Source organism: Ensifer sp. Root954, from assembly GCF_001429005.1.
Taxonomy (GTDB): Bacteria; Pseudomonadota; Alphaproteobacteria; order Rhizobiales; family Rhizobiaceae; genus Ensifer; species Ensifer adhaerens.
Genome location: NZ_LMJM01000002.1, coordinates 126,640 through 150,256, shown reverse-complemented (window position 1 = coordinate 150,256; position 23,617 = coordinate 126,640). Strand labels below are relative to the sequence as shown.

Here is a 23,617-nt window from a genome sequence, read left to right as displayed (position 1 = left end):
GTTTGGGCGCGGGCGGCGCGAACATGACGTTAGATGCTTCGCCTGCCTCTGGACAGACGGCACTAGCGCCTATTTCAGCCGGTTACTTCAGGACCGTGAAGCCCTGCTTTTCAAAGAGTTCAGCAGCCTTTGCCGACTTGACGAAGTCGATGTAGGCGGCCGCATCAGGGCTCTTGCTCTCGGCCGTGATTGCGATCGGGTAGATGATCGGCGGATGGCTGTCTTCCGGGAAGGTGCCGACGACCTTGACGCCCGGGTCTGCCGCGGCATCGGTCTGGTAGACGATGCCGTACGGCGCTTCGCCGCGCGAAACGAGCAGGAGGGCGGCACGCACGCTTTCAGCGCCGGCGACCTTGGCCTCCACGGCCTTCCAGGCGTCGAGCTTTTCGAGCGCAGCCTTGCCGTACTTGCCGGCCGGAACGGAATCGACGGCACCCATGGCAAGGCGACCGTCACCGAGAATGGCTGCGAGATCGAAGCCCTGCTTGATTTCGACCGGGGCAGCGTCCTGCTTGCCGGAGACGAGCACGATGCGGTTGCCGAGCAGGTTTGCGCGGGTGTCGTCCTTGATCAGCTTCTTTTCGGCGAGGTAGTCCATCCAGGCGAGGTCGGCAGAGATGAAGACGTCGGCGGGCGCGCCCTGTTCCACCTGCTTGGCCAGCGCCGAGCTGGCCGCGTAGGAAACGGTCGTTTCCTTGCCACTTTCCTTCTGCCACTCGGCATTGATCGCATCGAGCGCGTTCTTCAGGCTCGCAGCCGCAAAGACCGTCACCTTCTCTTCGGCCTGCGCGGACGCCGGCAGAACACTTGCGCCGGCCCAGGCGAGGCCGAGCGCCAGCACCAGTCCCTTCAGCCAGTCTCTTCTCTTGATCATCGATTTCCCTCCAACGATGCGTGATATCTCTTAGGATACAACGATATCGCCTCCTGATTACCGTTGTATCTGTTGAAATACAATGCTCCTCAAAAGGGCTAGCGTAATACCCGTGTGGTTGTGGCCGCCCGGCAAAACCGGTGCAGCATTCCTGCGGCGGGCGCGATTGGGCTTGCGATGATGTCCGGGCGGCCTAAATTGCGGCCTCGATCCCCTGACATGGAGCGGACGTGCAATGGAAACGGCAGTGAAGCTTGAAGAAAGCTGGAAGGAAGCGTTGGCACCGGAATTCGCCAGCGCCTACATGGCTGACCTCAAGCAGTTCCTCGTGGCCCAGAAGAACGAGGGCCGGCAGATTTTCCCTCGCGGGCCTGAGTATTTTCGCGCGCTCGACCTGACGCCGCTCGACAAGGTGCGCGTGGTCATTCTCGGCCAGGATCCCTATCACGGTGACGGCCAGGCGCATGGGCTCTGCTTCAGCGTTCGCCCCGGTGTCCGGACGCCGCCCTCGCTCGTCAATATCTACAAGGAGCTGAATACAGATCTCGGCATTCCGCCGGCGCGACACGGCTTTCTCGAAAGCTGGGCGAAGCAAGGTGTGCTGCTCCTCAACAGCGTGCTGACGGTAGAGCGCGGCAACGCTGCGTCACACCAGGGCCGCGGCTGGGAAAAATTCACGGATGCGATCATCCGTGCGGTCAACGACGCCGAGCATCCCGTCGTCTTCATGCTCTGGGGCTCCTATGCGCAGAAGAAGGCGGCCTTCGTCGACCGCTCGCGCCATCTTGTCCTGAGGGCACCACATCCATCGCCGCTCTCGGCCCATTCCGGCTTTCTCGGCTGCGGGCATTTTTCCCAGGCCAATGCCTTCCTTGAAGGCAAAGGCTTCGATCCGATCGACTGGCGGCTGCCGGAAAATCCGGCTGCGGACATCAACTGAAGGCTTGGCGCGAATGACGGCTTTGTCGTCGCCCTGAGGTCTTGCCTTGGCGGCGGCGATCCGCCTAAGACGCCCGAACGAAATGGCGGAGGCGGGCATGCGCAAAATTCTGATCATCGGCATCGGTTCGGGCAATCCCGAACACATGACCGTGCAGGCGATCAACGCGCTGAACCGCGCAGACGTGCTCTTTATCCCGACCAAGGGAGCGAAGAAGACCGAGCTTGCCGAAGTGCGCCGCGACATCTGCGCCCGCTACGTCACGCGCAAGGACAGCCGCACCGTCGAGTTCGCGGTGCCCGTGCGGCGCACCGAAGGCGTCAGCTATGACGGCAGCGTCGATGACTGGCACGCCCAGATCGCTGGGATTTACGAAGCGCTTCTGTCGAAGGAGTTGGGCGAAGAGGGAATTGGCGCGTTTCTCGTCTGGGGCGACCCGATGCTCTATGACAGCACCATTCGCATCGTCGAGCGGGTCAGGGCACGCGGTGAGGTCGCCTTCGCCTACGACGTCATTCCCGGGATCACCAGTCTGCAGGCGCTTTGCGCCAGCCACCGCATTCCGCTGAACCTCGTCGGCAAGCCGGTGGAGATCACCACGGGGCGTCGGCTGCACGAGAGCTTTCCCGAGAAGAGCCAGACCTCGGTCGTCATGCTCGATGGCGAACAGGCGTTTCAGCGGGTCGAGGACCCGGAGGCGGAGATCTATTGGGGCGCCTATCTCGGCACGCCGGATGAGATCGTCATTTCCGGCCGCGTGGCTGAGGTGAAGGACCGGATCCTTGAAACGCGGGCGGCGGCGCGCGCGAAGATGGGATGGATCATGGACATCTATCTCCTGCGCAAGGGCGCCGACTTCGACGAGTGACGGGGAGGGCCGATCTGCGTCGTGTTTGATCTCACTCAAGGTTTGCGGCTGTGTTATAGCGTCTTAAGAGGCTTCTTCAGGGAGGAGAGCCTCAAGTGATGACGGATTTGATGACCAGCTGCGCCCTTACATTGACCGGAGATGCCGGCACCGTCGCTTCGATGCGCCGCGGCGCTTGCCCGTCGCTCGCAGAGCCGATGCAGACCGGCGACGGCCTACTCGTGAGGGTGAGGCCAACGGATGACAGCCTGACGCTGCCGAAGGTCATTGCCCTTGCCACGGCTGCCGAGCGCTTCGGCAATGGCATCATCGAGATTACCGCGCGCGGAAACCTGCAGCTTCGCGGCCTGAGCGCGGCTTCGGTGCCAATGCTGGCGCAGGCGATCGGCGATGCGGAGATCGCCATTGCCGAGGGGCTCGCGATCGAGGTGCCGCCCCTGGCCGGCATCGACCCGGACGAGATCGCCGATCCGCGGCCGATTGCCACCAAGCTTCGTGAAGCGTTGGGTGCGCGCCAGGTGCCGTTGAAGCTTGCACCCAAACTATCCGTCGTCATCGATAGCGGTGGCCGGTTTGGTCTCGGCGCTGTCGTCGCCGACATTCGCCTTCAGGCGGTTTCGACTGTCGCGGGGCTGGCCTGGGTGCTGTCGCTTGGCGGCACGTCAACGAAGGCATCGATCGTCGGGACGTTGGCCGGCAACGCGGTCGTGCCCGCCCTGGTCACCATTCTCGAGAAACTGGCGAGCCTGGGCACGACGATGCGCGGGCGCGATCTGGACCCGTCGGAAATCCGCGCGCTCTGTCGCTGTGAGACATCGTCCGAACGCCCGGCCGCTCCGCGTTCGGCCGCAATACCCGGCATTCATGCGCTGGGTAACGCCGACACCGTTCTTGGCCTCGGTCTGGCCTTTGCTCAGGTGGAGGCCGCCGCGCTGGCATCCTACCTGCATCAGGTCCAGGCGCTTGGCGCCAATGCGATCCGGCTTGCGCCCGGGCACGCCTTCTTCGTCCTCGGCCTTCGCCCCGAGACGGCGGCTGTGGCGCAGAGCCTGGCAGTGGGACACGGTTTTCGCATTGCCGAGCAGGATCCGCGCAACGCGATCGCCACCTGCGCCGGCAGCAGGGGTTGCGCCTCGGCGTGGATGGAAACCAAGGGCATGGCCGAGCGCCTCGTCGAGACGGCGCCGGAATTGCTCGACGGGTCGCTCACCGTGCATCTCTCCGGCTGCGCCAAGGGCTGCGCCCGGCCGAAGCCGTCCGAACTGACGCTTGTCGGTGCGCCATCAGGATACGGGCTTGTCGTAAATGGGGCTGCCAATGGCTTGCCAAGCGCCTACACCGATGAGAATGGAATGGGATCCGCCCTTGCCCGGCTCGGCCGGCTGGTGCGGCAAAACAAAGACGCTGGCGAATCGGCGCAGTCCTGTCTTACACGGCTCGGAGCTGCGCGCGTCTCGGCAGCGTTCGAACAGGGATAGACATGCCTGAGTATGATTACATTCGCGATGGCAACGCCATCTACGAGCGTTCCTTCGCCATCATCCGCGCCGAGGCCGATCTGTCGCGCTTCTCCGAAGAGGAAGCGGATCTGGCGGTGCGCATGGTGCACGCCTGCGGTTCCGTCGAGGCGACCAGGCAGTTCGTGTTTTCTCCCAATTTCGTAAGCTCGGCCCGTGCGGCGCTGAAAGCCGGTGCGCCGATCCTCTGCGATGCCGAGATGGTTGCGCACGGTGTCACCCGCGCCCGTCTGCCGGCTGGCAACGAGGTGATCTGCACGCTGCGCGATCCTCGCACGCCCGCACTTGCGGCCGAGATCGGCAACACCCGCTCCGCCGCAGCCCTGAAGCTCTGGAGCGAGCGGCTGGCCGGATCAGTGGTCGCGATCGGCAACGCACCGACGGCGCTGTTCTTCCTCTTGGAAATGCTGCGCGACGGCGCGCCGAAGCCGGCGGCAATCCTCGGCATGCCCGTCGGTTTCGTCGGCGCGGCGGAATCGAAGGATGCGTTGGCCGAGAATTCCTATGGCGTTCCCTTCGCCATCGTGCGCGGCCGGCTTGGCGGCAGCGCCATGACGGCGGCAGCGCTCAACTCGCTCGCGAGGCCGGGCCTGTGAGCGGCGTCGGCGTGGGGCGCCTGATCGGTGTTGGGACCGGCCCCGGTGATCCGGAACTTTTGACGGTCAAGGCGGTGAAGGCGCTCGGGCAAGCCGATGTGCTTGCCTATTTCGCCAAGGCCGGGCGAAGCGGTAACGGCCGCGCGGTGGTCGAGGGTCTGCTGAAGCCCGATCTTGTCGAGCTGCCGCTATACTATCCGGTGACGACCGAAATCGACAAGGACGATGGCGCCTACAAGACCCAGATCACCGACTTCTACAATGCGTCGGCCGAAGCGGTAGCGGCGCATCTTGCCGCCGGGCGCACGGTCGCCGTGCTCAGTGAAGGCGACCCGCTGTTCTATGGTTCCTACATGCATCTGCATGTGCGGCTCGCCAATCGTTTCCCGGTCGAGGTGATCCCCGGCATTACCGCCATGTCCGGCTGTTGGTCGCTTGCCGGCCTGCCGCTGGTGCAGGGCGACGACGTGCTCTCGGTGCTTCCGGGCACCATGGCCGAGGCCGAGCTCGGCCGCAGGCTTGCGGATACCGAAGCCGCCGTGATCATGAAGGTCGGGCGCAATTTGCCGAAGATCCGTCGGGCGCTTGCTGCCTCCGGCCGTCTCGACCAGGCCGTCTATGTCGAACGCGGCACGATGAAGAACGCGGCGATGACGGCTCTTGCGGAAAAGGCCGACGACGAGGCGCCCTATTTCTCGCTGGTGCTCGTTCCCGGCTGGAAGGACCGACCATGACCGGTACGCTCTATGTCGTCGGTACCGGACCGGGCAGCGCCAAGCAGATGACGCCGGAAACGGCGGAAGCCGTTGCGGCCGCTCAGGAGTTTTACGGCTACTTTCCCTATCTCGACCGGCTGAACCTCAGACCGGATCAGATCCGTGTCGCCTCGGACAACCGCGAGGAGCTCGATCGGGCACAGGTCGCGCTGACGCGGGCTGCGGCAGGCGTGAAGGTCTGCATGGTCTCCGGTGGCGATCCCGGTGTCTTTGCCATGGCGGCCGCCGTCTGCGAGGCGATCGACAAGGGACCGGCGGAATGGAAGTCGGTTGAACTGGTGATCACGCCCGGCGTGACCGCGATGCTCGCCGTTGCCGCCCGCATCGGCGCGCCGCTCGGTCATGATTTCTGTGCGATCTCGCTTTCCGACAATCTGAAGCCCTGGGAAGTCATCACCCGGCGTCTCAGGCTGGCGGCGGAAGCGGGCTTCGTCATTGCGCTCTACAATCCGATCAGCAAGGCGCGGCCCTGGCAGCTCGGTGAGGCCTTCGAGCTTCTGCGCAGCGTTCTGCCGGCAACGGTTCCGGTCATCTTCGGCCGTGCGGCCGGGCGGCCGGACGAACGGATCGCGGTGATGCCGCTCGGCGAGGCCGATGCTAACCGCGCCGACATGGCGACCTGCGTCATCATCGGCTCGCCGGAGACGCGCATCGTCGAGCGCGACGGCCAACCCGATCTCGTCTACACGCCGCGCTTCTATGCAGGGGCGAGCCAGTGAGCGATGCGGTTGAGTGCCTCGTCGCAACTGCCGACCGTCGGCACGTCCGCGGGCTTGCGCCGCTCGACCATGATCACCTCGATGCCGAGCCGGCGCGCTGCGGCAATCTTGCCGTAGGTGGCGCTGCCGCCGCTGTTCTTGGCGACGATCACATCGATCTGCCGGCTCCTGAGCAACGCGGCTTCATCGGCTTCCGCAAAGGGACCGGTCGCCAGGATCGCCTCCTGGTCGGGCAGATTAAGCGGCGGCGTCACCGGATCGACGCTGCGGATGACGTAGCTGTGCTGCGGCGCGACCTCGAAGTGGAAAGCTTCCTGTCGACCTATCGCCAGGAAGACGCGGCGTCGCCGATCACCGAGCGCGCTGACGGCCTCGACAACGCTATCGACAGCAGTCCAGCGGTCGCCAGGCAGGGGCACCCATTCCGGTCGGCGGAGGGCGATAAGCGCAACGCCGGTTCTTTGCGCTGCGTCCGCGGCGTTGTGCGAAATGCGTGCGGCAAAGGGGTGCGTCGCATCGACCAGCAGCGCGATGTTTTCGTCATGCAGGAAATGCGCCAGCCCATCGGCGCCGCCAAAGCCGCCGATGCGCGTCTTGACCGGCTGCGGCCGCGGGTCCGCGGTGCGGCCGGCCAGCGAGATGGCGGTGTCGTAGCGGACATCTTCGGCCAAGCGGCGCGCGAGTTCGCGTGCCTCGGTGGTGCCACCCAGAATCAGAATACGAGGTTTTTCCATGGCTGACGTGTCGAACAGCGAACCCGCCATAGTCTCCCCCTGGCTGACCGTCATCGGTATCGGTGAGGATGGTGTAGCGGGTCTCGGCGACGAGGCCAAGCGGCTGATCGCCGAAGCGCCGGTCGTCTACGGCGGCCATCGTCATCTGGAGCTCGCCGCCTCCCTCATCACCGGCGAAGCGCACAATTGGCTAAGCCCCCTCGAACGCTCGGTCGTCGAGATCGTCGCGCGTCGCGGCAGCCCGGTGGTGGTGCTTGCCTCGGGCGACCCGTTCTTCTTCGGCGTCGGCGTGACGCTGGCGCGCCGCATCGCCTCGGCCGAAATACGCACGCTTCCGGCGCCGTCGTCGATCAGTCTTGCCGCCTCGCGCCTCGGCTGGGCGCTGCAGGATGCGACGCTCGTCTCCGTCCATGGGCGGCCGCTGGATCTCGTCCGGCCGCATCTTCATCCGGGCGCCAAGGTGCTGACGCTGACCTCCGATGGCGCCGGCCCCAGGGACCTTGCCGAGCTCTTGGTTTCAAGCGGCTTCGGTCAGTCGCGGCTGACGGTTCTCGAGGCGCTTGGCGGCGCCGGCGAACGGGTGACGACGCAGATCGCCGCGCGCTTCATGCTCGGCCTCGTGCATCCTTTGAACGTCTGCGCCATTGAGGTGGCGGCCGACGAGGGCGCGCGCATCCTGCCGCTTGCCGCCGGCCGCGACGATGCGCTGTTCGAACATGACGGGCAGATCACCAAGCGCGAGGTCCGGGCGCTGACGCTGTCGGCACTCGCACCGCGCAAGGGCGAACTGCTCTGGGATATCGGCGGCGGCTCCGGCTCGATCGGCATCGAATGGATGCTCGCCGATCCGACCATGCAGGCGATCACCATCGAGGTGGAGCCGGAGCGGGCAGCGCGCATCGGCCGCAACGCGACGATGTTCGGCGTGCCCGGGCTGACGGTTGTCGAAGGCGAGGCGCCGGCGGCGCTTGCCGGCCTGCCACAACCGGACGCGATCTTCATCGGCGGCGGCGGCAGCGAAGACGGCGTCATGGAAGCAGCGATCGAGGCGCTCAAGTCAGGCGGACGGCTGGTTGCAAACGCGGTGACGACGGACATGGAAGCGGTGCTGCTCGATCATCACGCGCGGCTCGGCGGTTCGCTGATCCGCATCGATATCGCGCGTGCAGGACCGATCGGTGGCATGACCGGCTGGAAGCCGGCCATGCCGGTCACCCAATGGTCGTGGACGAAGGGCTAAAGCAGTTCCAGCGAAAGTGTGACGCGGTTTTGGGTCCGGAACTGCGTAAGATAAAGAAAGAGTAACCTATGACGGTACATTTCATCGGCGCCGGCCCGGGAGCCGCAGACCTGATCACGGTGCGCGGTCGCGACCTGATCGGGCGCTGCCCGGTCTGCCTCTACGCCGGCTCGATCGTCTCGCCGGAGCTGCTGCAATATTGCCCGCCGGGCGCCCGCATTGTCGATACGGCACCGATGTCGCTCGACGAGATCGAGGCGGAGTATGTGAAGGCCGAAGCCGAAGGGCTCGACGTGGCGCGGCTTCATTCGGGCGACCTCTCGGTCTGGAGTGCTGTGGCCGAACAGATCCGCCGGCTCGAGAAGCATGGCATCGCCTATACGATGACGCCGGGCGTTCCTTCCTTTGCGGCGGCGGCTTCAGCGCTCGGTCGCGAACTGACCATTCCGGCGGTGGCCCAGAGCCTGGTTCTGACCCGCGTTTCGGGCCGCGCCTCGCCGATGCCGAACTCAGAAACGCTTTCCGCTTTCGGCGCTACTGGATCGACGCTGGCAATCCACCTTGCGATCCATGCGCTTCAGCAGGTGGTCGAGGAACTGACGCCGCTCTACGGTGCCGACTGCCCGGTCGCCATCGTCGTCAAGGCCTCCTGGCCGGACGAACGCGTGGTGCGCGGCACGCTCGGTGACATCGCCGCCAAGGTGGCGGAAGAGCCGATCGAGCGTACGGCACTGATCTTCGTCGGTCCGGGGCTCGAAGCCTCTGATTTCCGTGAAAGCTCGCTCTACGATCCCGCCTATCAGCGGCGCTTCAGAGGGCGCGGCGAATAGGCCGCACTCCCTCGGGGGTCGGCCTAAGTTTCCCGCTGAGAGGGTTTTGAAACCTATTCTGCCGGTTCTTCGCGCGGCGGCCGCTGCTTGAGCGGGACGCCGCGCTTTTCCTCGACGCGGTCGCGGTAGAGCGCTGCCTGTCCAAGCAGCATCAGCGTCACCGGCGTGGTGGCGATGACGAAGACGATGATCAGGATTTCGTGGAATACCCAGCGGCTCTGCAGCACGGCAAAGCAGATGATAGAGGCGGTGCAGATCATCAGTACGCCGCCGCTGGTCGCCAGCGTCGGTGCGTGCAGGCGCTCGTAGAAGCTGGTGAACCGGAGCAGGCCGACGGAGCCGATCAGCGCCACTGCGGCGCCGAGGACGGTGAGCCCGCAGACGAGAACGGCGGCCCAGACGGGAAGGTCGGTGAGGTGGCTCATTCGATGATCTCCCCGCGCATCAGGAACTTGCCGAAGGCGATCGACGAGACGAAGCCGATCAAAGCCACGATCAGGGCGGACTCGAAATAGAGCGAGTTGGCCGTGCGGATGCCGAAGGTCAAGAGCATCAGCATGGCGTTGATATAGAGCGTGTCGAGGCCGAGGATGCGGTCCTGGGCGCGCGGTCCCCTCACCATGCGATAGAAGGCAAAAGCCATCGCCAGGCCGAGCATGATCTGGGCAATCAGGATCGACCAGATGATTGAAAGTTCCATCATCCGAATATCTCCTTCAGGGCGGTCTCATAGCGCTTGACCGTATCGAGCCAGATGTCCTCGTTCTCCATGTCGAGCACGTGGAAGAGCAGGGACTTGCGGCCGCGATCGTATTCGAGCCAGGCCGTTCCCGGCGTCGCTGTCATGACACAGGCAAGCAGCGCCAGGGCGTTTTCGTCTTCCAGATCGAGATCGATGGTCAGGAAGCCCGAGTTCGGCGGTCGGCGCTGGCCACGCAGGATGACGGCGATGACGGCGATGTTCGAGCGGATCACGTCGACGGCGACGGCAAAGCCGAAGCGCACGATCAACAGAACCCGGCGCGGTTGCGAGCGCACGAGGCCAAGCTTCAGCGTCACCCAGCCAAGACCGGTTGCCAGTACCGTCCCCATCAGGAAGGTGCCGGGCGCAACCGACTGATTGAGCAGGAGCCAGATGATGAGCAGTCCGACGGAGAGCAGGGGATAGGGGAGCCAGGTGCGCATCGCCTATTGCCCTCCCGCCCGCGGCGCTGAGAGCACCCGTTCCGTATAACCCGCAGGATCGAACAGCGAATCCGCTGTTGCCTGCATGTAGCGCATCGCCGGCCCGGCTTGCACGCTTAAGAAGATGCAGGCAGCGAGCAACACGACGACGGGGGTGATCTCGATGACTACGACGCGCGGCACGGTGTTTTCGATCGACGCCCAGAAGGTGCGGATGCCGACGCGGTTCATTGCGATCATCGCGGCGAGACCGGAAACGATCAGCAGCGTGACATAGGTCCAGTCGGCGGCGGAGACCGCCGGGGCGGCTTCCGCTCCCGACAGGCCGAAGAGACCGCCGAGGATTGCGAACTTGGCGACGAAGCCGGAGAGCGGCGGCAGGCCGGCAAGCAAGAGGGCGCAAAGGCAGAAGCAGAGGCCGAGGATCGCCATCGTGCCGGGGATCGCCGAGCCGACTTCTTCTTCCTCCTCGTCCTCGTCGGCGTCGCCGTAGGCTTCCATCGTCACCGCCAGAACGTCGGCGCCGGCGTCACGTCCGCGCTCGACCAGTTCGATCAGCAGGAAGAAGGCGGCGATCGTCAATGTCGAGCTGACGAGGTAAAAGAGCGCACCGGCGATCATGCTTGGGTGGCCGAGGCCGATGGCGGCGAGCAGGGTGCCGGAGGAGACCAGCACCGAATAGGCGGCGAGGCGGCCCATGGCCTGCGATGCGAGCACGCCGATGGCGCCGAAGGCGATCGTCAGCAGGCCGCCGGCAAGCAGGATCGGCTGGCCGAAACCGGCAGACGCGCCGGCACTGGCGCCGAAGACCAGCAGCGACAGCCTGAGGATGACATAGATGCCGACCTTGGTGAGGATCGCAAAGACGGCGGCGACCGGCGGCGTCGCGGCTGCATAGGCCGTCGGCAGCCAGAAGCTCAAGGGCCACATGCCTGCCTTCACCAGGAAGGCGACGCCGAGCACGCCGGCACCGACTTCGACCATCTGGCGATCCTCCGGTGAGAGCGTCGCCAGCTTCATGGAGAGATCAGCCATGTTGAGCGTGCCGGTCGCGCCATAGATCAGGCTGACGCCGATCAGGAAGAGCGAGGAGGCGGCGAGGTTGATCGCGACATAGTGCAGGCCGGCCTTGACGCGCAGCGGCCCGGAGCCGTGCAGCAGCAGCCCGTAGGACGCCGCCAGCATGATCTCGAAGAAGACGAAGAGGTTGAAAAGGTCACCAGTCAGGAACGACCCGTTGAGGCCGGCGATCAAGAGCTGGAACAGCGAATGGAAATGATGGCCCGCGGTGTGCCAGCGCGCGATCGAATAGGCCTGGGCGGCAAGCGCCAGTCCGCTCGTCAGGCACAGCATCAGTGCCGAAAGGCGGTCGAGCACCAGCACGATGCCGAAAGGGGCGGGCCAGTTGCCGAGCTGATAGACGCCGTTGCCTGCGGGCGCCCCATCCATCGAGGCGATCCGCATCAGCACGATCGAGAAGATGAAGAGCGCGAGCGTCGAGACGAAGCTCAGCACACCCTTGAGCGAGCGGTTGCGCTCGTCGATCGGGATCATCGCGGCGCCGACCATCAGCGGCAGCAGGATCGGCAGGATCAGCAGGTGGTGCATCCAGTTAGTCATGGCGCTGCTCCCTGCCGTCGACGTGGTCGGTGCCGGTGAAGCCGCGCGAGGCGAGCAGCACGACGAGGAAGAGCGCGGTCATGGCAAAGCCGATGACGATCGCTGTCAGCACCAGGGCCTGCGGCACCGGATCGGTGAAGCGGCTGAGATCGCCGACACCGCCTGGCTCCAGCACCGGCGGCGCGTTCACGCGAAGGCGCCCCATGCCGAAGATGAAGAGATTGACCGCATAGGAGAGCAACGAGAGGCCGATGATCACCTGGTAGGTGCGCGGGCGCAAAAGCAGGTAGACGCCGGATGCTGTAAGCACGCCGATGGCGGCAGAGAGAATGATCTCCATCAGCGTGCCTCCTTTCGCATGGCGCGTGCATGGGCACGCGGCGCGCGGATCGACTGGTGGGCGAGCGCGATGAGGATCAGCACGGTTGCGCCGAGCACCAGCGAGAAGACGCCGAGATCGAAGAATAGGGCGCTCGCCAGAGGAAACTTGCCGATGATTGGTAGCGTCACGTATTGCGAATGCGACGTCAGGAACGGATAGCCGAAGAGCCAGGAGCCGATGCCGGTCGCAGCGGCCACCAGAAGCCCGATGCTCATCCAGCGCAGCGGATGGATGCGCAGCCGCTCCTCGACCCAGCGGGTTCCGCCGGACATGTATTGCAGGATGAAGCCGATCGACATGGCGATGCCGGCAGCAAAGCCTCCGCCCGGCAGGTCATGGCCGCGCAGGAAGAGGTAGGCTGCGAGCATGCCGATGACCGGGAACATCCAACGCATGATCACCGATGGCACGAACAGGTATTCAGCCACGCTGTCACCCTTGTTGCGATCCGGGTGATCGTCGTCGAAGGCGTTCTGGACGCGCTGCTGTTCCGGAGCCTCCAGGCTGTCGGCCTGCGGGCGGAAGCGCAGCAGCAGGGCGAAGACGGTAAGCGCGACGATCGCCAGCACCGCGATCTCGCCGAGCGTGTCGAAGCCGCGGAAGTCGACGAGGATGACGTTGACGACATTGGTGCCGCCGCCCTCCTTGTAGGCGCGCTCGAGGAAGTAGCTCGCGATCGTGTCAGGCATGGGCCGGGTCATGATCGTATAGGCGATCAGCGCCACGCCGCCGCCGGCGACGACCGCCAGCAGGAAGTCACGCAGGCGCCGGAAGCGGACCTTCAGCGACAAGAGCTCGGTTTCCTCGGTGTCCTCGATGCGCTTCGGCAGCCATCGCAGGCCGAGCAGGATCAGCACCGTCGTGACGATCTCGACGAGGAGCTGTGTTACCGCCAGATCCGGCGCCGAAAGCCAGACGAAGGTGAGGCAGGTGGTGAGCCCGGCGCCGCCGAGCAGCACGAGTGCCGCCAGCCGGTGGAACTTCGCCAGGATCGCAGCGCCGATGGCACAGGCGATGCCGACCGCCCAGAGGAGGGCAAAGGCCGGATCGATGCTGCGCACGAGAAGCGGCGGCAGCTCGAAATGATTGAGAAGCAGCGGCAGCGCGCCGGCGGCGATCGCGATGAAGACGAGGAAGCGCATCTGCGGCTGCAGCCGCCGCGTGCCGAGGCGCTGCTCCAGCGAACGCGCCCATTTCCAGGAGAGCGTTACCAGCACGCGCTCGAAGATGCGCTGGCCGTGCAGCAGGCGGAAGATCGGTGGCCCCTCGACGCTGGTGGCGAGGTAGTTGCGCATCAGGAAGTAGAGACCGATGCCGCCGGCAAGAGCGACGAAGCTCATGATCAGCGGCAGGTTCCAGCCGTGCCAGACGGAAAGGCTGTAATAGGGCGTGTTGGCGCCGAGAATGGAGACGACAGCCGTGTGCAGGAACGGGCCGATGGTGATCGCCGGAATGATGCCGACGACGAGGCAGGCGAGCACCAGGAACTCGATCGGCACACGCATCCAGCGCGGCGGCTCGTGCGGCACCTTGGGCAGGTCCTCCGGCGTCTTGCCGAAGAAGACGCTGTGGATGAAGCGCAGCGAATAGGTAACGGCAAACATGCCGGCGAGCGTCGCGACATAGGGCGTCATCGTATCGAGAATGTTGGCCTGGTGCGTTTCGATCGCTTCGGCGAAGAACATTTCCTTCGAGATGAAGCCGTTCAAGAGTGGTACGCCAGCCATGGCCGCGCTCGCGACCATGGCGAGCACCGCCGTTCCAGGCATGTACCTGATCAGCCCCCCGAGCTTGCGCATGTCGCGCGTTCCGGTCTCGTGGTCGATGATGCCGGCCGCCATGAACAGCGACGCCTTGAAGGTCGCGTGGTTGACGATGTGGAAGACCGCGGCGACCGCGGCCAGCGGGCTGCCGAGACTCAGGAGCACGGTGATCAGGCCGAGATGGCTGATAGTGGAATAGGCGAGCAGGCCCTTGAGGTCCTGCTGGAAGATGGCGAAATAGGCGCCGAGCAGCAGCGTCGAAAGACCGGCAAGGCCAACGATCCAGAACCAGGCCTCGGTGCCGGCCATGACCGGCCAGAGGCGCGCCAAGAGGAAGACGCCGGCCTTCACCATGGTTGCCGAATGCAAATAGGCCGAAACCGGCGTCGGCGCCGACATGGCGTGCGGCAGCCAGAAATGGAACGGGAACTGCGCGCTCTTCGTCAGCGCCCCGAGCAGCACCAGGATCAGTACCGGCATGTAGAGCGGCGAGTTGCGGATGAGGTCGCCGGAGGCGAGCACCACGTCGAGATCGTAGCTGCCGACGATGCGACCCATCAGCAGAAGGCCGACGAGCATGCAGAGGCCACCGGTGCCGGTCACGGTCAGCGCCATGCGGGCGCCGTCACGGGCGTGGGCATTGTGGTGCCAGTAGCCGATCAATAGGAAGGAGACGATGCTCGTCAGTTCCCAGAAGACGGCGAGCAGGATGAGATTGCCTGATAGCACGACGCCGAGCATCGAGCCCATGAAGGCGAGGAAAAGCGACAGGAAGCGCGGCACCGGGTCTTCCGCGGCCATATAGTAGCGGGCGTAAAGCACCACGAGCACGCCGATCGCGGTTACCAGAACCGTGAAGAGCCAGGCGAAGCCGTCCATCCGGAGCGTGAAGTTGAGGCCGAGTTCCGGCAGCCAGGCGATGTCATAGCGCAGGACGCCGCCCGAGGTGACGAAGGGATAGAGGCCGGCGGCGACGAGGAAACAAAGGAGCGCGATCGCTCCTGCAAACCAGGCTGTCGCACCGCGCTGATCGGGCGGAAAGAAGATTGCAAGGAGGCTTCCCACAAATGGGGCGAGAATGAAGACAGAAAGCAATTTTCCCGCGTATTCGATCGTACCGTTCCCTTCGTTCGGGTTCATGGAGAGCGGGCACCCGAGCGCCGTGCTTTCCAAAAGAATGCACAAGGGACGCACCAGGATTTTGATTCTAGAGCATCTTTTCCGCTTTCAGTGGTTCCACTTGAAGCGGGACGCTCTAGAGGCCCGAAAGGGCGGTCGCATCAGCGACTGCCGCAGGTGATGCCGCCATTCCCAAGAATGTGGAGGCAGGCAATTGTTTTTATGGCGATTCGCGGCAGGGCTGCCAAGCCTCAAGCCTGCGAAAAATGCACGCACCTGCGCTTTTTAGCTGTGGCCGAAGCCTCTCAGGCTGCCAGCCACCGACGCTCGAAGGCGAAGGTCGCAAGGTCGTTGGCGCTCATGGGCCGCGCGAAAGCATAACCTTGCAGCCCATGGCAGCCGAGTTCCTTCAGGATGGCCGCGTGTTCGAGGGTCTCGACGCCTTCGGCGATCACTTCGATGCCGAGCGACGTGCCGATGTCGATGATGGACTCGACCAGACGCTTTTCGGCTGGGGATTTGAGGATCGGCAGGACGAGCTGGCGGTCGATCTTCAAGCGCCGCGGCGTCAGCTTCAGCAGGCTGACGATGGATGCATAGCCGGTGCCGAAATCGTCGATCTCGATGGCGATGCCGAGTTCCTTGATCCGGCGGATGTTCGACAGGACCGTCATGTCGCTTTCGTCGAAGGAGATCGATTCCAACAGTTCAAACGACAGGCGGCCGGCCGGGATCTGCAACTGTTCCAGGCGCTCGATCAGATTTTCGTCGTGAAGCCGGGCATAGGAGAGATTGACAGAGACTTTGGGGATACGAATGCCGCTTGCTTCCCAGCGATAGATCTGGAACAGCGCCTGCTCCAGGATCGCCTGGTCGATCGCGGCCACGACGTTGATGTCTTCGGCCGTCTTCAGGAACGTGTGCGGGCCGAGCAGGCCCTTGGTCGGATGGTCCCAGCGCGCCAGCGCCTCGACACCGATGATGTCGAGCGAGCGCGGGCAGAACTGCGGCTGGAAATACGCGATGAATTCGTTGTGTTCGAGCCCGCGCAGGATCTCGTCGGCCGTCTGCTTGGTCTTGAAGACGGCCGTCTTCAGTTCGCCGGTAAAGATCTCGTGGCGGTTGCGGCCGCGGCGCTTGGCTTCATAGAGCGCGATGTCGGCGTTGACGAGCACGTGCGACAGCTCTTCGCTCGTCTGGCTTTGGGCGGCGATGCCGATGCTGACGCCAATGCGGCACTCCTGGTCCTTGTAGCGGACGGGCACGCTCATCGCCTCGATGATGCGTGACGCCAGCCGGGCATCCGGCTCGATGCCTCCATCCTGGCGGACGAGCACGAATTCGTCGCCGCCGATGCGGGCGACGAAGTCCTTTTCGTCGGCATTGCCGCGCAGAAGCTCGGCGGCATGCCGCAGGATCTCGTCGCCGGCCGCGTGGCCGAGCGTATCGTTGATCTGCTTGAAGCGGTCGAGGTCCATGTGGAAGATGCTGAGTTTCGCCTCCCGCGCGAAATGCCGGTCGCGATCGGCCAGGACCTGGTCGAGGAAACGCCGGTTTGGCAGGCCGGTCAGCGGATCGTGCAGCGCGTTGAACTCCATGCGATGGCGCGCCGCTTCGAGTTCGACGCTGTGCGCCTCGGCCGTGCGCTTGGCTTCGAAAAGCGTTTCGCGGGTCTCGAAGTCGGCGGTCACGTCCCAGTTGACCCCGACGATCTTCCTGTGGCCGTCGGCGCCGATATAGAAGGAGCCGTTGGCCCGGATGTGGCGCGTGCTGCCGTCGGGCAGGCGAACGCGGAAGTCGGAATTGTAGGCGAGCCCGGATTCCAGCGCCTCGGCAAACTCCCGCTCGGCGCGGTCGAGGTCGTCCGGGTGCAGCGCGTCCTTCCAGTCGTCATAGGCCTGACGCAACGACGCCTTTTGCCCATAGAGTTCCTTGGTCCGCTCGTCCCAGAGCAGCTTCTTGCTGGCGATGTCGAGTTCCCAGATGCCGATCTGGGAGGAGTCGAGCGCGATCTTCAGCCGATGGGACAGTTCCTGGAGCTGCGCCTTGCTGTATCTGAGCGCACGAATGTTGCCTTGCCGCTCGCTCAAGAGGCGCCCGGTCAACACCATCGGCAGGATGATCATCAGTCCGCCGATGACGATGAGGCCGCGGATGAGCCAGGCGTTGCCCGCCGTCGTCGGCCAGCCGCCCTTCGGAACGGCTGCGATATGCCAGGAACCGCCGGGTAGGAGCACGGTCATTTCGATCGGCGCGCCACGGAAAATATTGGCGTCGCCGTAAAAGACCGGACCTTGCGCGCCTGTGCCGTCCTGACCGGCAATGGCGACGTCTATGCCGAGTTCATCGGAAGAAAGGCCGCTGTCGCGATAGAGCCGGTCCACGTCGATGATGGCCGAGACGATGCCCCAGAAGCGGTTGCTGCCGCCGCCGGCGTCGATCGATACGGGGAAGCGGCCGATCAGCCCTTTGCCGCCCTGGACGAGATCGACAGGCCCGGCAAGCACCATCTGGCCGGTGTCCTTTACGCGCATGACGGCGGCGCGCTGCGCTTCGTTCCGGCGGTAGTCGAGGCCGAGTGCGCGGCGATTTTGTTCGAGCGGGTAGACAAGCGAGACGATCAGATTGGGCGCAGCTGCGATGCTGCGCAATTGCGAGCGCTCGGTGAAGACGCTGCGCGACAGCGCGGCGAAGCGCTGCTGATCCATTGCCGGCTCGGTGACCAGCGTGCCGATCAGCCCGCGCACGAGCTGGATGTTGCCGTTGACGTTGGCCTCGAGCTTGGAGCGGATGGGATTGAGTTCCTCGGCGACGCGCGCGCGCTGGCGCGCCTCGTCGACCACCTGGTTCTGGTTGTCCGCAAGGATGCCAGCGACCAGAACCACGAAGGCGGCAATGATCGCCGGAAGATAGCTCGGCGTCAAAACCCTGGAGAGCCTCTTCATCCCGAGGTTGAAAGCATGTCTGGCAGGCACGAAACACCCCGGCGGCACGCGAATGGCTATGTCTTGAGCCGGATAATCCCAAAAGGGTCTTAATAAACCTTGTTTTAGGTTCCGCTTTTATTCCTTCGCGTCTCAGTCACCTTTGTGCTCGGGCAGCTTCTTGTGCTTGGTTTCTGCAAGGTCTTCGAGTTCACCTTCACTCATGGATTTCTCCATTTCGCGCGAGGCGCCCTTGAGGCTGGATTTCTTGACGTCGCCGCGCTTGGCGGCAAGGGCAGCGCCGGCTGCACGCTGTTGCGCTTTCGACTTGGCTGGCATGGCACATCGCCTTTCGGTTGGTTGCCCTGGCCAACGCGAGGCAGCGCCGGATGTTCCGCGAAGCTAGGTATTCTCCCGCGCCTCGATCATCGCCTGCAGCGTCTCCAGCCGGTCGGCGTCACGCGGCAACTTGTCCTGTCTCAGGCGCGCGATGCGCGGGAAGCGCATGGCGACGCCTGACTTGTGCCGGCTCGAGCGGTTGATACCCTCGAAGGCGACCTCGACGACGAAACCGAAATCGGGCTCGGCCCTGACGGCGCGCACCGGCCCGAAGCGCTCGGTCGTATTGTCCCGGACGAAACGGTCGAGAATTTCCAGTTCGGCGTCGGTGAAGCCGAAATAGGCCTTGCCGACCGGTACCAGCGTTTCCTTTCCGTCGATGTCGGTCCAGACGCCGAAGGTGTAATCGGAGTAGTAGCTCGAGCGCTTGCCGTGGCCGCGCTGGGCATACATCAGCACCGCGTCGATGTTGAAGGGCGCGCGCTTCCACTTGAACCACGGGCCCTTGACGCGGCCCGGCGTATAGGGCGAATCCAGCCGTTTCAGCATGATGCCCTCGATCACCGGATCGGGCGGGTCGGCGCGCAGGCTGTCGAGTTCTTGCCAGGACGAGAAGGGCACCAGCGGCGACAGGTCGAAATGCTGCGGCGAGGCGCGGTCGACGAGGTCGGCGAGCCGCGCGCGTCGGGCGACGAAGCCCAGTGGGCGAACGTCCTCTTCGCCTGAGAAGAGAATGTCATAGGCGCGGACGAAGGCCGGATAGGTCTCTATGAGCTTAGGGCTGACCGTCTTGCGGTTCAGCCGTTGCTGCAGGTCGGCGAAAGTTCGGGTTGCGCGGTTGGTGCGCGCGGTGCCGCCGACGAGCAGTTCGCCATCGATCACCCCGGTGAAGTCGGCGGCCTCCAGGACGTCGGGAAAGGCGCCGGAAATCTCGTCGCCACTGCGGGAATAGAGCCGGCGCACGCCGCCGATATTGGCAAGCTGCACGCGGATCCCGTCCCACTTCCATTCGGCAGCGAAGTCCTTGGGGTCGAGCCCGTCGAGATCGCCGTCGCCGACAGGATTGGCGAGCATGACCGAATGAAAGACGGCCGGCGTCGAAAGCTCGGGCTTTTCCGCCTCGCCCGAAAGCCAGCGGAAGAGCGGCAGATAGGGCGGCGACAGGCCGTGCCAGAGGGTCTCGATCTCGGCGACGTCCTTGCCGCCCATGTCTGCGAGCGCCTGCTTGGCGAGCTTCGCCGATACGCCGATGCGAAGGCCGCCCGTCACAAGTTTGAGGAAGGCGAAGCGCGCCGACGTATCCAATCGGTCGAGCATGTCGCGAACGACGCCGCGCACATCGGCCCGTCCGGTCCTTTGCAGACGCTCGATGGCCTCGCCAAGCGGAATGTCCGCCTCTACGGTGCCGGCAGGCGGCTCCCAGACGAGCGACACCGTTTCGGCGAGGTCACCGACATAGTCGTAGGAATACTGGAAAAGCACCGCGTCCATGCGTTCGAGCAAGAGGTCGCGGATCATCGCCGGCTTGACGGTGTTGAGCGACAGCGTGCCGGCGATCGCCGCGAGCGCATAGCCGCGATCCGGATCCGGCGCGGTCCGGAAGTAATCGACAAGCAGGCGGATCTTGGCATTGCGCTGCGGGCTGAGGACGAGGCGGTCGAGCAGTTCGGCGAAGGCGCGCATCTCGTCACTCTCCCTCGTCGTCGTAGCCGACGAGGTGAAGCGGGCGGGCGGCGATGCCCTTGAGCTCGCACCAGCGCACCAGCGCTTCCTCGCGTCCGTGCGTGACCCAGACCTCGGCCGGCGCGATCTCGGTGATCGTTGCCGTCAGTTCGGCCCAGTCACAATGGTCGGAGATGATCAATGGCAGCTCGACGCCCCGCTGTTTCGCTCGTTGCCGGATCAACATCCAGCCGGAAGCGAAACTGGCAATCGGGTCGGAGAAGCGCCGCGACCAGCGATCGGCGAAGGCGGCGGGCGGGCCGATCACGATCGTGCCCCTGAAATCCTGCTTTTCGTCGGCGGCAAGCGTTGCCGGGCGCAGGTCGCCGAGGTCGATGCCCTGGCTCTGATAGTAGTCGCACAGCCGTTGCAGGGCGCCATGGATGAAGATCGGCTGGTGATACCCCTCTTCGCGCAGGAGTGCGATCACCCGCTGCGCCTTGCCGAGCGCATAGGCGCCGACCACGTGGGTGCGCTCGGGAAACTGGGCGAGCGACGTCAGCAATTTGCGGGTTTCCGCGCGATCGTCCGGGTGGTGGAAGACCGGCAGGCCGAAGGTGGCTTCGGTGATGAAGACATCGCAGGCGACTGGCTCGAAGCCGGCGCAGGTCGGATCCCGTCGCCGCTTGTAGTCGCCAGACGCGACGATGCGCACGCCGTTTGCACGAACGGAGATCTGCGCCGAGCCGAGTACATGACCGGCCGGATGGAAGCCCACGTCGACGCCATTGACGACAAGGGGTTCACCGAGGCTGATCGCCTGGCTCGTGCCGCAGAAGTCGTCGCCGTAGCGGATGCGCATGATGTCGAGGGTCTCGCGGGTGGCGAGCACGTGGCCGTGCCCCGCGCGGGCATGGTCGGAATGGCCGTGTGTGATCAGCGCCCTTTCGACCGGTTGAACCGGGTCGATGTAGAAGTCACCGATCGGGCAATAGAGGCCTTTGGGGGCGGGGTAGAGCAGGGCGTCCGGTTTCATGGACTGAAAGATAGCCGGCGAATGCGCATTCGCCAGCCGTCTTGTTCAAGTTTTTCAAGGCGCAACATTCGCTGCGCCTCGATCAGGTTCAGCCGGCCAGAACCAGCGTGTCGATAATCAGCTTCAGCGTGCGGGCGGCATCGATGTCGATGCAGGCCTTCTGGCTCGGCAGATCGTCCCAGGGGCTTGGCGGGAACAAACGGTTGTCGGGGCTCTGGATCGTCTGGCCGTCGGCAATGCCGCCGCAGACGACACGGATCGATCCGCTCCTGACGGTGAAGAGGTCGGGCGCCACGACATAGGCGCAGGCGCAGCTGTCATGCACGACCATGCCGTCGGGCACGTGCTGCTCGTAGAAGGTGACGTAGAATTTCGAGATATCGGCAAGCAGCTTGCCGGCGTCGCCGCCGCGTTCGGCGATATCGGCGATCATCGCCTTGGTCATCACGGTCTGGGTGGTGACGTCGAGGCCAACGACGGTGACCGGCCAGGGCGCCGTCATCACGACGTCGGCAGCTTCCGGGTCGCCGTGGATGTTGGCCTCGGCAGCCGGCGTGATGTTGCCGTTGACGTCGAAGGCGCCACCCATGATGACGACTTCGCGCACGAGCGCTGCGAAATCGGGATCCTCGCGCAGTGCCAGCGCCAGGTTGGTCATGCGGCCAACGGCGATCAGCGTCACTTCGCCGGGATGGGCGCGAACGGTGTCGATGATGAAGCGGTGCGCCGGGCGCGGATCGACCGGCAGGTCGACCGTCTCGGGCACGTCGATGTTGCCGAGGCCATCGTCACCGTGGATGAAGGTCGGCCAGCCGACATGCGGGCGGTTGGGATTGAAAGTCTTGTCGAGACCCTTGGCGACGGGCGCACCGATGCCCCAACGCTGCTTCAGGAACAGCGCGTTGCGGGTAGTGGTTTCGACCGAGGCGTTGCCGAATACGGTGGTGATGCCGATCAGGTCGATGGCCGGGTGACGGTGCAGGAAAAGCAGCGCCATTGCATCGTCGATGCCCGGATCCGTATCAAAGATGACTTTATGCATTCTCGTTCTTCTTTTCTTGTTCTTGTGTTTGACGGCTCGCAATGGAGGCAAGATGGCTGCGAATGTCAATCGCCATCCGGGTTGACTCGGGGAGCGGCCGCGCCTCTGGCCATGGTTTCCATGGGAACATCACCAACCGGGCGAGCATGGCAAGCTCTGCGTGTGGATGGGAACGGCTCATCCAGTCAACCGGGAGGTAATGTCATGCATCGGCTGGTCCTTGTTTCCATGATCGTCGTCACCGCGGCAACGTCGTTTGCCGCTCCCTCCTTTGCCCAAAGCGCCGGTGGCAAGGGCCGCGGCGGCGGTGGCGGCGGACACGGTTCTTCCGACAGCAGCGACTGGTATGCCGGTATCGGTTCCTTCACCCATGCCAACGACAGCTACAGCCGGCGGCGCCCCAAGGTCATCCTGACGAAGTCGGGCGCCTATTGCGTCGAAAACCGCCGGTGGATCGATGCCTCGGGCAAGGTGCATCTTTCGCCTTACCGCGAGTGCCGCGACCGGATCGATATCGCCGTCGACTGATCGGCGTGCATGCTTCAGACAGGAGGCCGGCGCACAATCACCGGCCTCCTGTCTGTTGATCTGCCACCCGCCGGTGTCTTGCGGGTTGCCGGAAGATCGCTACCGCAATTTAAACTTTCCGAAAGGTCGCGCGCCTAATGTTGTGCTGCCCGTTCCGGGCTTTTTTGCAATTTCTGGATATGATGGCGGAGTCCACGCTCGTGAAGGCTATCCTCGGCAAGATCAGGCCATCAAAGAGACTGCTCGTCATTCTCACGGCGGCTTTCGGTGTTTCCGCCGCTTCGGGCGGTGCTGCCGTCTATGTCAGCCGCGATGCGCTCATGGCGGAACTTTCCAAGCCGAAGGTTTCGGGCCTCGAGTGCACGACCATTCGCACGTTGAAGCTCGGCCACAACGGCCAGCGCTGGATCCGCATGCACGTCAAGACCGACCGCGCCGACGGCCAGGCGCGCATGCGCACGGCGTTGCGCGTCGTGGGCGCCCTCGCGAAGGCCGAGCGGGCAGATCTCTATCAGGTCGTCGTGCTCGATTCCGCCGGTCCCGAAAACCGGGCTGACGTGCGCGGTGCGGCGATCGGTGCGGAGGTGCTCTTCGCCCCCGGTCCGCAGAGCGTTCCGGGCATGAGCGAGACGTTTCGGGCGTTCTACAATGACGGCACGGCAAATTCTGTCGGCGTCTTCCATGGCAAGACCGTCGACCTTTCGATGGACGACATCCGCACGATGATGGCGGCCATGGACGACCATTCGCCATGCATCGACCCGTCGGCCGCACCGGCCGATGGCGTGAGCGCCGAGGGCGGCGCCGGTGAGCAGGAGGCCAAGCCGGCCGAGACCGCCGAGGCGCCTGCGGGCCACTAGGCCCGGGTTACGTTCGGTAATCCGTTCTTTCTGAGAATTGAAAAAAGGCCCGGCGCGTGAGCG

At 64.6% G+C, this 23,617-nt stretch carries 23 protein-coding genes; 10 read left to right on the top strand and 13 right to left on the bottom strand.

From position 1 onward, the window contains the following. Window positions 1-82: 82 nt before the first annotated feature. On the bottom strand, window positions 83-874 hold the full coding sequence (modA, locus tag ASE71_RS03740) for a molybdate ABC transporter substrate-binding protein (RefSeq protein ID WP_034787129.1): 792 nt from the start codon (window positions 872-874) through the stop codon (window positions 83-85). Window positions 875-1,109: 235 nt separating this feature from the next. On the opposite strand from modA, the gene ung reads away from it, so the two are divergent. The 6 genes from ung (at window position 1,110) to ASE71_RS03710 (ending at window position 6,290) form a co-directional block, all read left to right on the top strand. Continuing rightward, a complete protein-coding gene (gene ung / locus ASE71_RS03735) occupies window positions 1,110-1,814 on the top strand; it encodes a uracil-DNA glycosylase (RefSeq protein ID WP_060517480.1) in 705 nt (234 codons plus the stop codon). A 97-nt stretch (window positions 1,815-1,911) separates the two neighbouring features. Then, window positions 1,912-2,682 carry a precorrin-6A synthase (deacetylating) gene (gene cobF, locus ASE71_RS03730; protein ID WP_060517637.1) on the top strand — a complete coding sequence of 257 codons (771 nt, stop codon included), beginning with the start codon at window positions 1,912-1,914 and terminating at the stop codon, window positions 2,680-2,682. A 110-nt stretch (window positions 2,683-2,792) separates the two neighbouring features. Then, window positions 2,793-4,160 (top strand): precorrin-3B synthase, encoded by a 1,368-nt coding sequence (gene cobG / locus ASE71_RS03725; protein WP_060517639.1) that lies wholly within the window; start codon window positions 2,793-2,795, stop codon window positions 4,158-4,160. Between the two features lie 2 nt (window positions 4,161-4,162). Beyond that, window positions 4,163-4,795: a precorrin-8X methylmutase gene (locus ASE71_RS03720; RefSeq protein ID WP_060517482.1), complete on the top strand. Its 633-nt coding sequence runs from the start codon at window positions 4,163-4,165 to the stop codon at window positions 4,793-4,795. Next, complete coding sequence (locus tag ASE71_RS03715; protein ID WP_034787112.1) at window positions 4,792-5,529, top strand: precorrin-2 C(20)-methyltransferase; 738 nt, start codon at window positions 4,792-4,794, stop codon at window positions 5,527-5,529. Before ASE71_RS03720 ends, ASE71_RS03715 begins: the two co-directional genes overlap by 4 nt. Further along, window positions 5,526-6,290 (top strand): precorrin-3B C(17)-methyltransferase, encoded by a 765-nt coding sequence (locus tag ASE71_RS03710; RefSeq protein ID WP_060517485.1) that lies wholly within the window; start codon window positions 5,526-5,528, stop codon window positions 6,288-6,290. The genes ASE71_RS03715 and ASE71_RS03710 overlap by 4 nt, the downstream gene beginning before the upstream one ends. On the opposite strand, the gene ASE71_RS03705 is transcribed toward ASE71_RS03710, so the two are convergent. After that, the gene (locus ASE71_RS03705) at window positions 6,269-7,054 is read right to left on the bottom strand and encodes a cobalt-precorrin-6A reductase (RefSeq protein ID WP_082566283.1); all 786 of its coding nucleotides are present in this window, start codon (window positions 7,052-7,054) and stop codon (window positions 6,269-6,271) included. The genes ASE71_RS03710 and ASE71_RS03705 overlap by 22 nt on opposite strands. Between ASE71_RS03705 and ASE71_RS03700 the strand changes: the two genes are divergently transcribed. Further along, entirely contained in the window at window positions 7,023-8,264 is a 1,242-nt protein-coding gene (locus ASE71_RS03700; protein ID WP_034787097.1) for a bifunctional cobalt-precorrin-7 (C(5))-methyltransferase/cobalt-precorrin-6B (C(15))-methyltransferase, read from the top strand. The genes ASE71_RS03705 and ASE71_RS03700 overlap by 32 nt on opposite strands. A gap of 68 nt (window positions 8,265-8,332) precedes the next feature. Further along, the gene (gene cobM, locus ASE71_RS03695) at window positions 8,333-9,094 is read left to right on the top strand and encodes a precorrin-4 C(11)-methyltransferase (protein ID WP_060517490.1); all 762 of its coding nucleotides are present in this window, start codon (window positions 8,333-8,335) and stop codon (window positions 9,092-9,094) included. A 53-nt stretch (window positions 9,095-9,147) separates the two neighbouring features. Here the strand turns inward: cobM and mnhG are convergent, their stop codons facing one another. The 11 genes from mnhG to ASE71_RS03640 all read right to left on the bottom strand — a co-directional run bounded on the left by mnhG (window position 9,148) and on the right by ASE71_RS03640 (window position 22,166). Further along, window positions 9,148-9,519 carry a monovalent cation/H(+) antiporter subunit G gene (gene mnhG, locus ASE71_RS03690; RefSeq protein WP_060517492.1) on the bottom strand — a complete coding sequence of 124 codons (372 nt, stop codon included), beginning with the start codon at window positions 9,517-9,519 and terminating at the stop codon, window positions 9,148-9,150. Continuing rightward, window positions 9,516-9,797 (bottom strand): K+/H+ antiporter subunit F, encoded by a 282-nt coding sequence (locus tag ASE71_RS03685; RefSeq protein WP_034787089.1) that lies wholly within the window; start codon window positions 9,795-9,797, stop codon window positions 9,516-9,518. Before ASE71_RS03685 ends, mnhG begins: the two co-directional genes overlap by 4 nt. Continuing rightward, window positions 9,794-10,279: a Na+/H+ antiporter subunit E gene (locus ASE71_RS03680; RefSeq protein ID WP_060517494.1), complete on the bottom strand. Its 486-nt coding sequence runs from the start codon at window positions 10,277-10,279 to the stop codon at window positions 9,794-9,796. Before ASE71_RS03680 ends, ASE71_RS03685 begins: the two co-directional genes overlap by 4 nt. A 3-nt stretch (window positions 10,280-10,282) precedes the next feature. Continuing rightward, the gene (locus tag ASE71_RS03675; RefSeq protein WP_060517496.1) at window positions 10,283-11,899 is read right to left on the bottom strand and encodes a monovalent cation/H+ antiporter subunit D; all 1,617 of its coding nucleotides are present in this window, start codon (window positions 11,897-11,899) and stop codon (window positions 10,283-10,285) included. Further along, the gene (locus ASE71_RS03670; protein ID WP_034787081.1) at window positions 11,892-12,239 is read right to left on the bottom strand and encodes a Na+/H+ antiporter subunit C; all 348 of its coding nucleotides are present in this window, start codon (window positions 12,237-12,239) and stop codon (window positions 11,892-11,894) included. Before ASE71_RS03670 ends, ASE71_RS03675 begins: the two co-directional genes overlap by 8 nt. Continuing rightward, window positions 12,239-15,184, bottom strand: a complete 2,946-nt coding sequence (locus ASE71_RS03665) for a monovalent cation/H+ antiporter subunit A (RefSeq protein WP_082566282.1) — start codon at window positions 15,182-15,184, stop codon at window positions 12,239-12,241. The genes ASE71_RS03670 and ASE71_RS03665 overlap by 1 nt, the downstream gene beginning before the upstream one ends. Window positions 15,185-15,468: 284 nt before the next feature. After that, window positions 15,469-18,108, bottom strand: coding sequence for an EAL domain-containing protein (locus ASE71_RS03660; protein WP_060517498.1), 2,640 nt, complete (start codon window positions 18,106-18,108; stop codon window positions 15,469-15,471). A 132-nt stretch (window positions 18,109-18,240) separates the two neighbouring features. Continuing rightward, on the bottom strand, window positions 18,241-18,426 hold the full coding sequence (locus ASE71_RS03655; RefSeq protein WP_034787077.1) for a DUF3008 family protein: 186 nt from the start codon (window positions 18,424-18,426) through the stop codon (window positions 18,241-18,243). 63 nt (window positions 18,427-18,489) lie between these two features. Beyond that, on the bottom strand, window positions 18,490-20,109 hold the full coding sequence (locus tag ASE71_RS03650) for a cisplatin damage response ATP-dependent DNA ligase (protein ID WP_060517500.1): 1,620 nt from the start codon (window positions 20,107-20,109) through the stop codon (window positions 18,490-18,492). Window positions 20,110-20,113: 4 nt separating this feature from the next. Then, window positions 20,114-21,124, bottom strand: a complete 1,011-nt coding sequence (locus ASE71_RS03645; RefSeq protein ID WP_060517502.1) for a ligase-associated DNA damage response exonuclease — start codon at window positions 21,122-21,124, stop codon at window positions 20,114-20,116. 88 nt (window positions 21,125-21,212) lie between these two features. Next, window positions 21,213-22,166: a nucleoside hydrolase gene (locus ASE71_RS03640; RefSeq protein ID WP_060517504.1), complete on the bottom strand. Its 954-nt coding sequence runs from the start codon at window positions 22,164-22,166 to the stop codon at window positions 21,213-21,215. A 204-nt stretch (window positions 22,167-22,370) separates the two neighbouring features. On the opposite strand from ASE71_RS03640, the gene ASE71_RS03635 reads away from it, so the two are divergent. Continuing rightward, window positions 22,371-22,694, top strand: coding sequence for a hypothetical protein (locus ASE71_RS03635; RefSeq protein ID WP_034787066.1), 324 nt, complete (start codon window positions 22,371-22,373; stop codon window positions 22,692-22,694). Window positions 22,695-22,894: 200 nt separating this feature from the next. Then, window positions 22,895-23,554, top strand: a complete 660-nt coding sequence (locus ASE71_RS03630) for a hypothetical protein (RefSeq protein ID WP_034787288.1) — start codon at window positions 22,895-22,897, stop codon at window positions 23,552-23,554. Window positions 23,555-23,617: the final 63 nt, after the last annotated feature.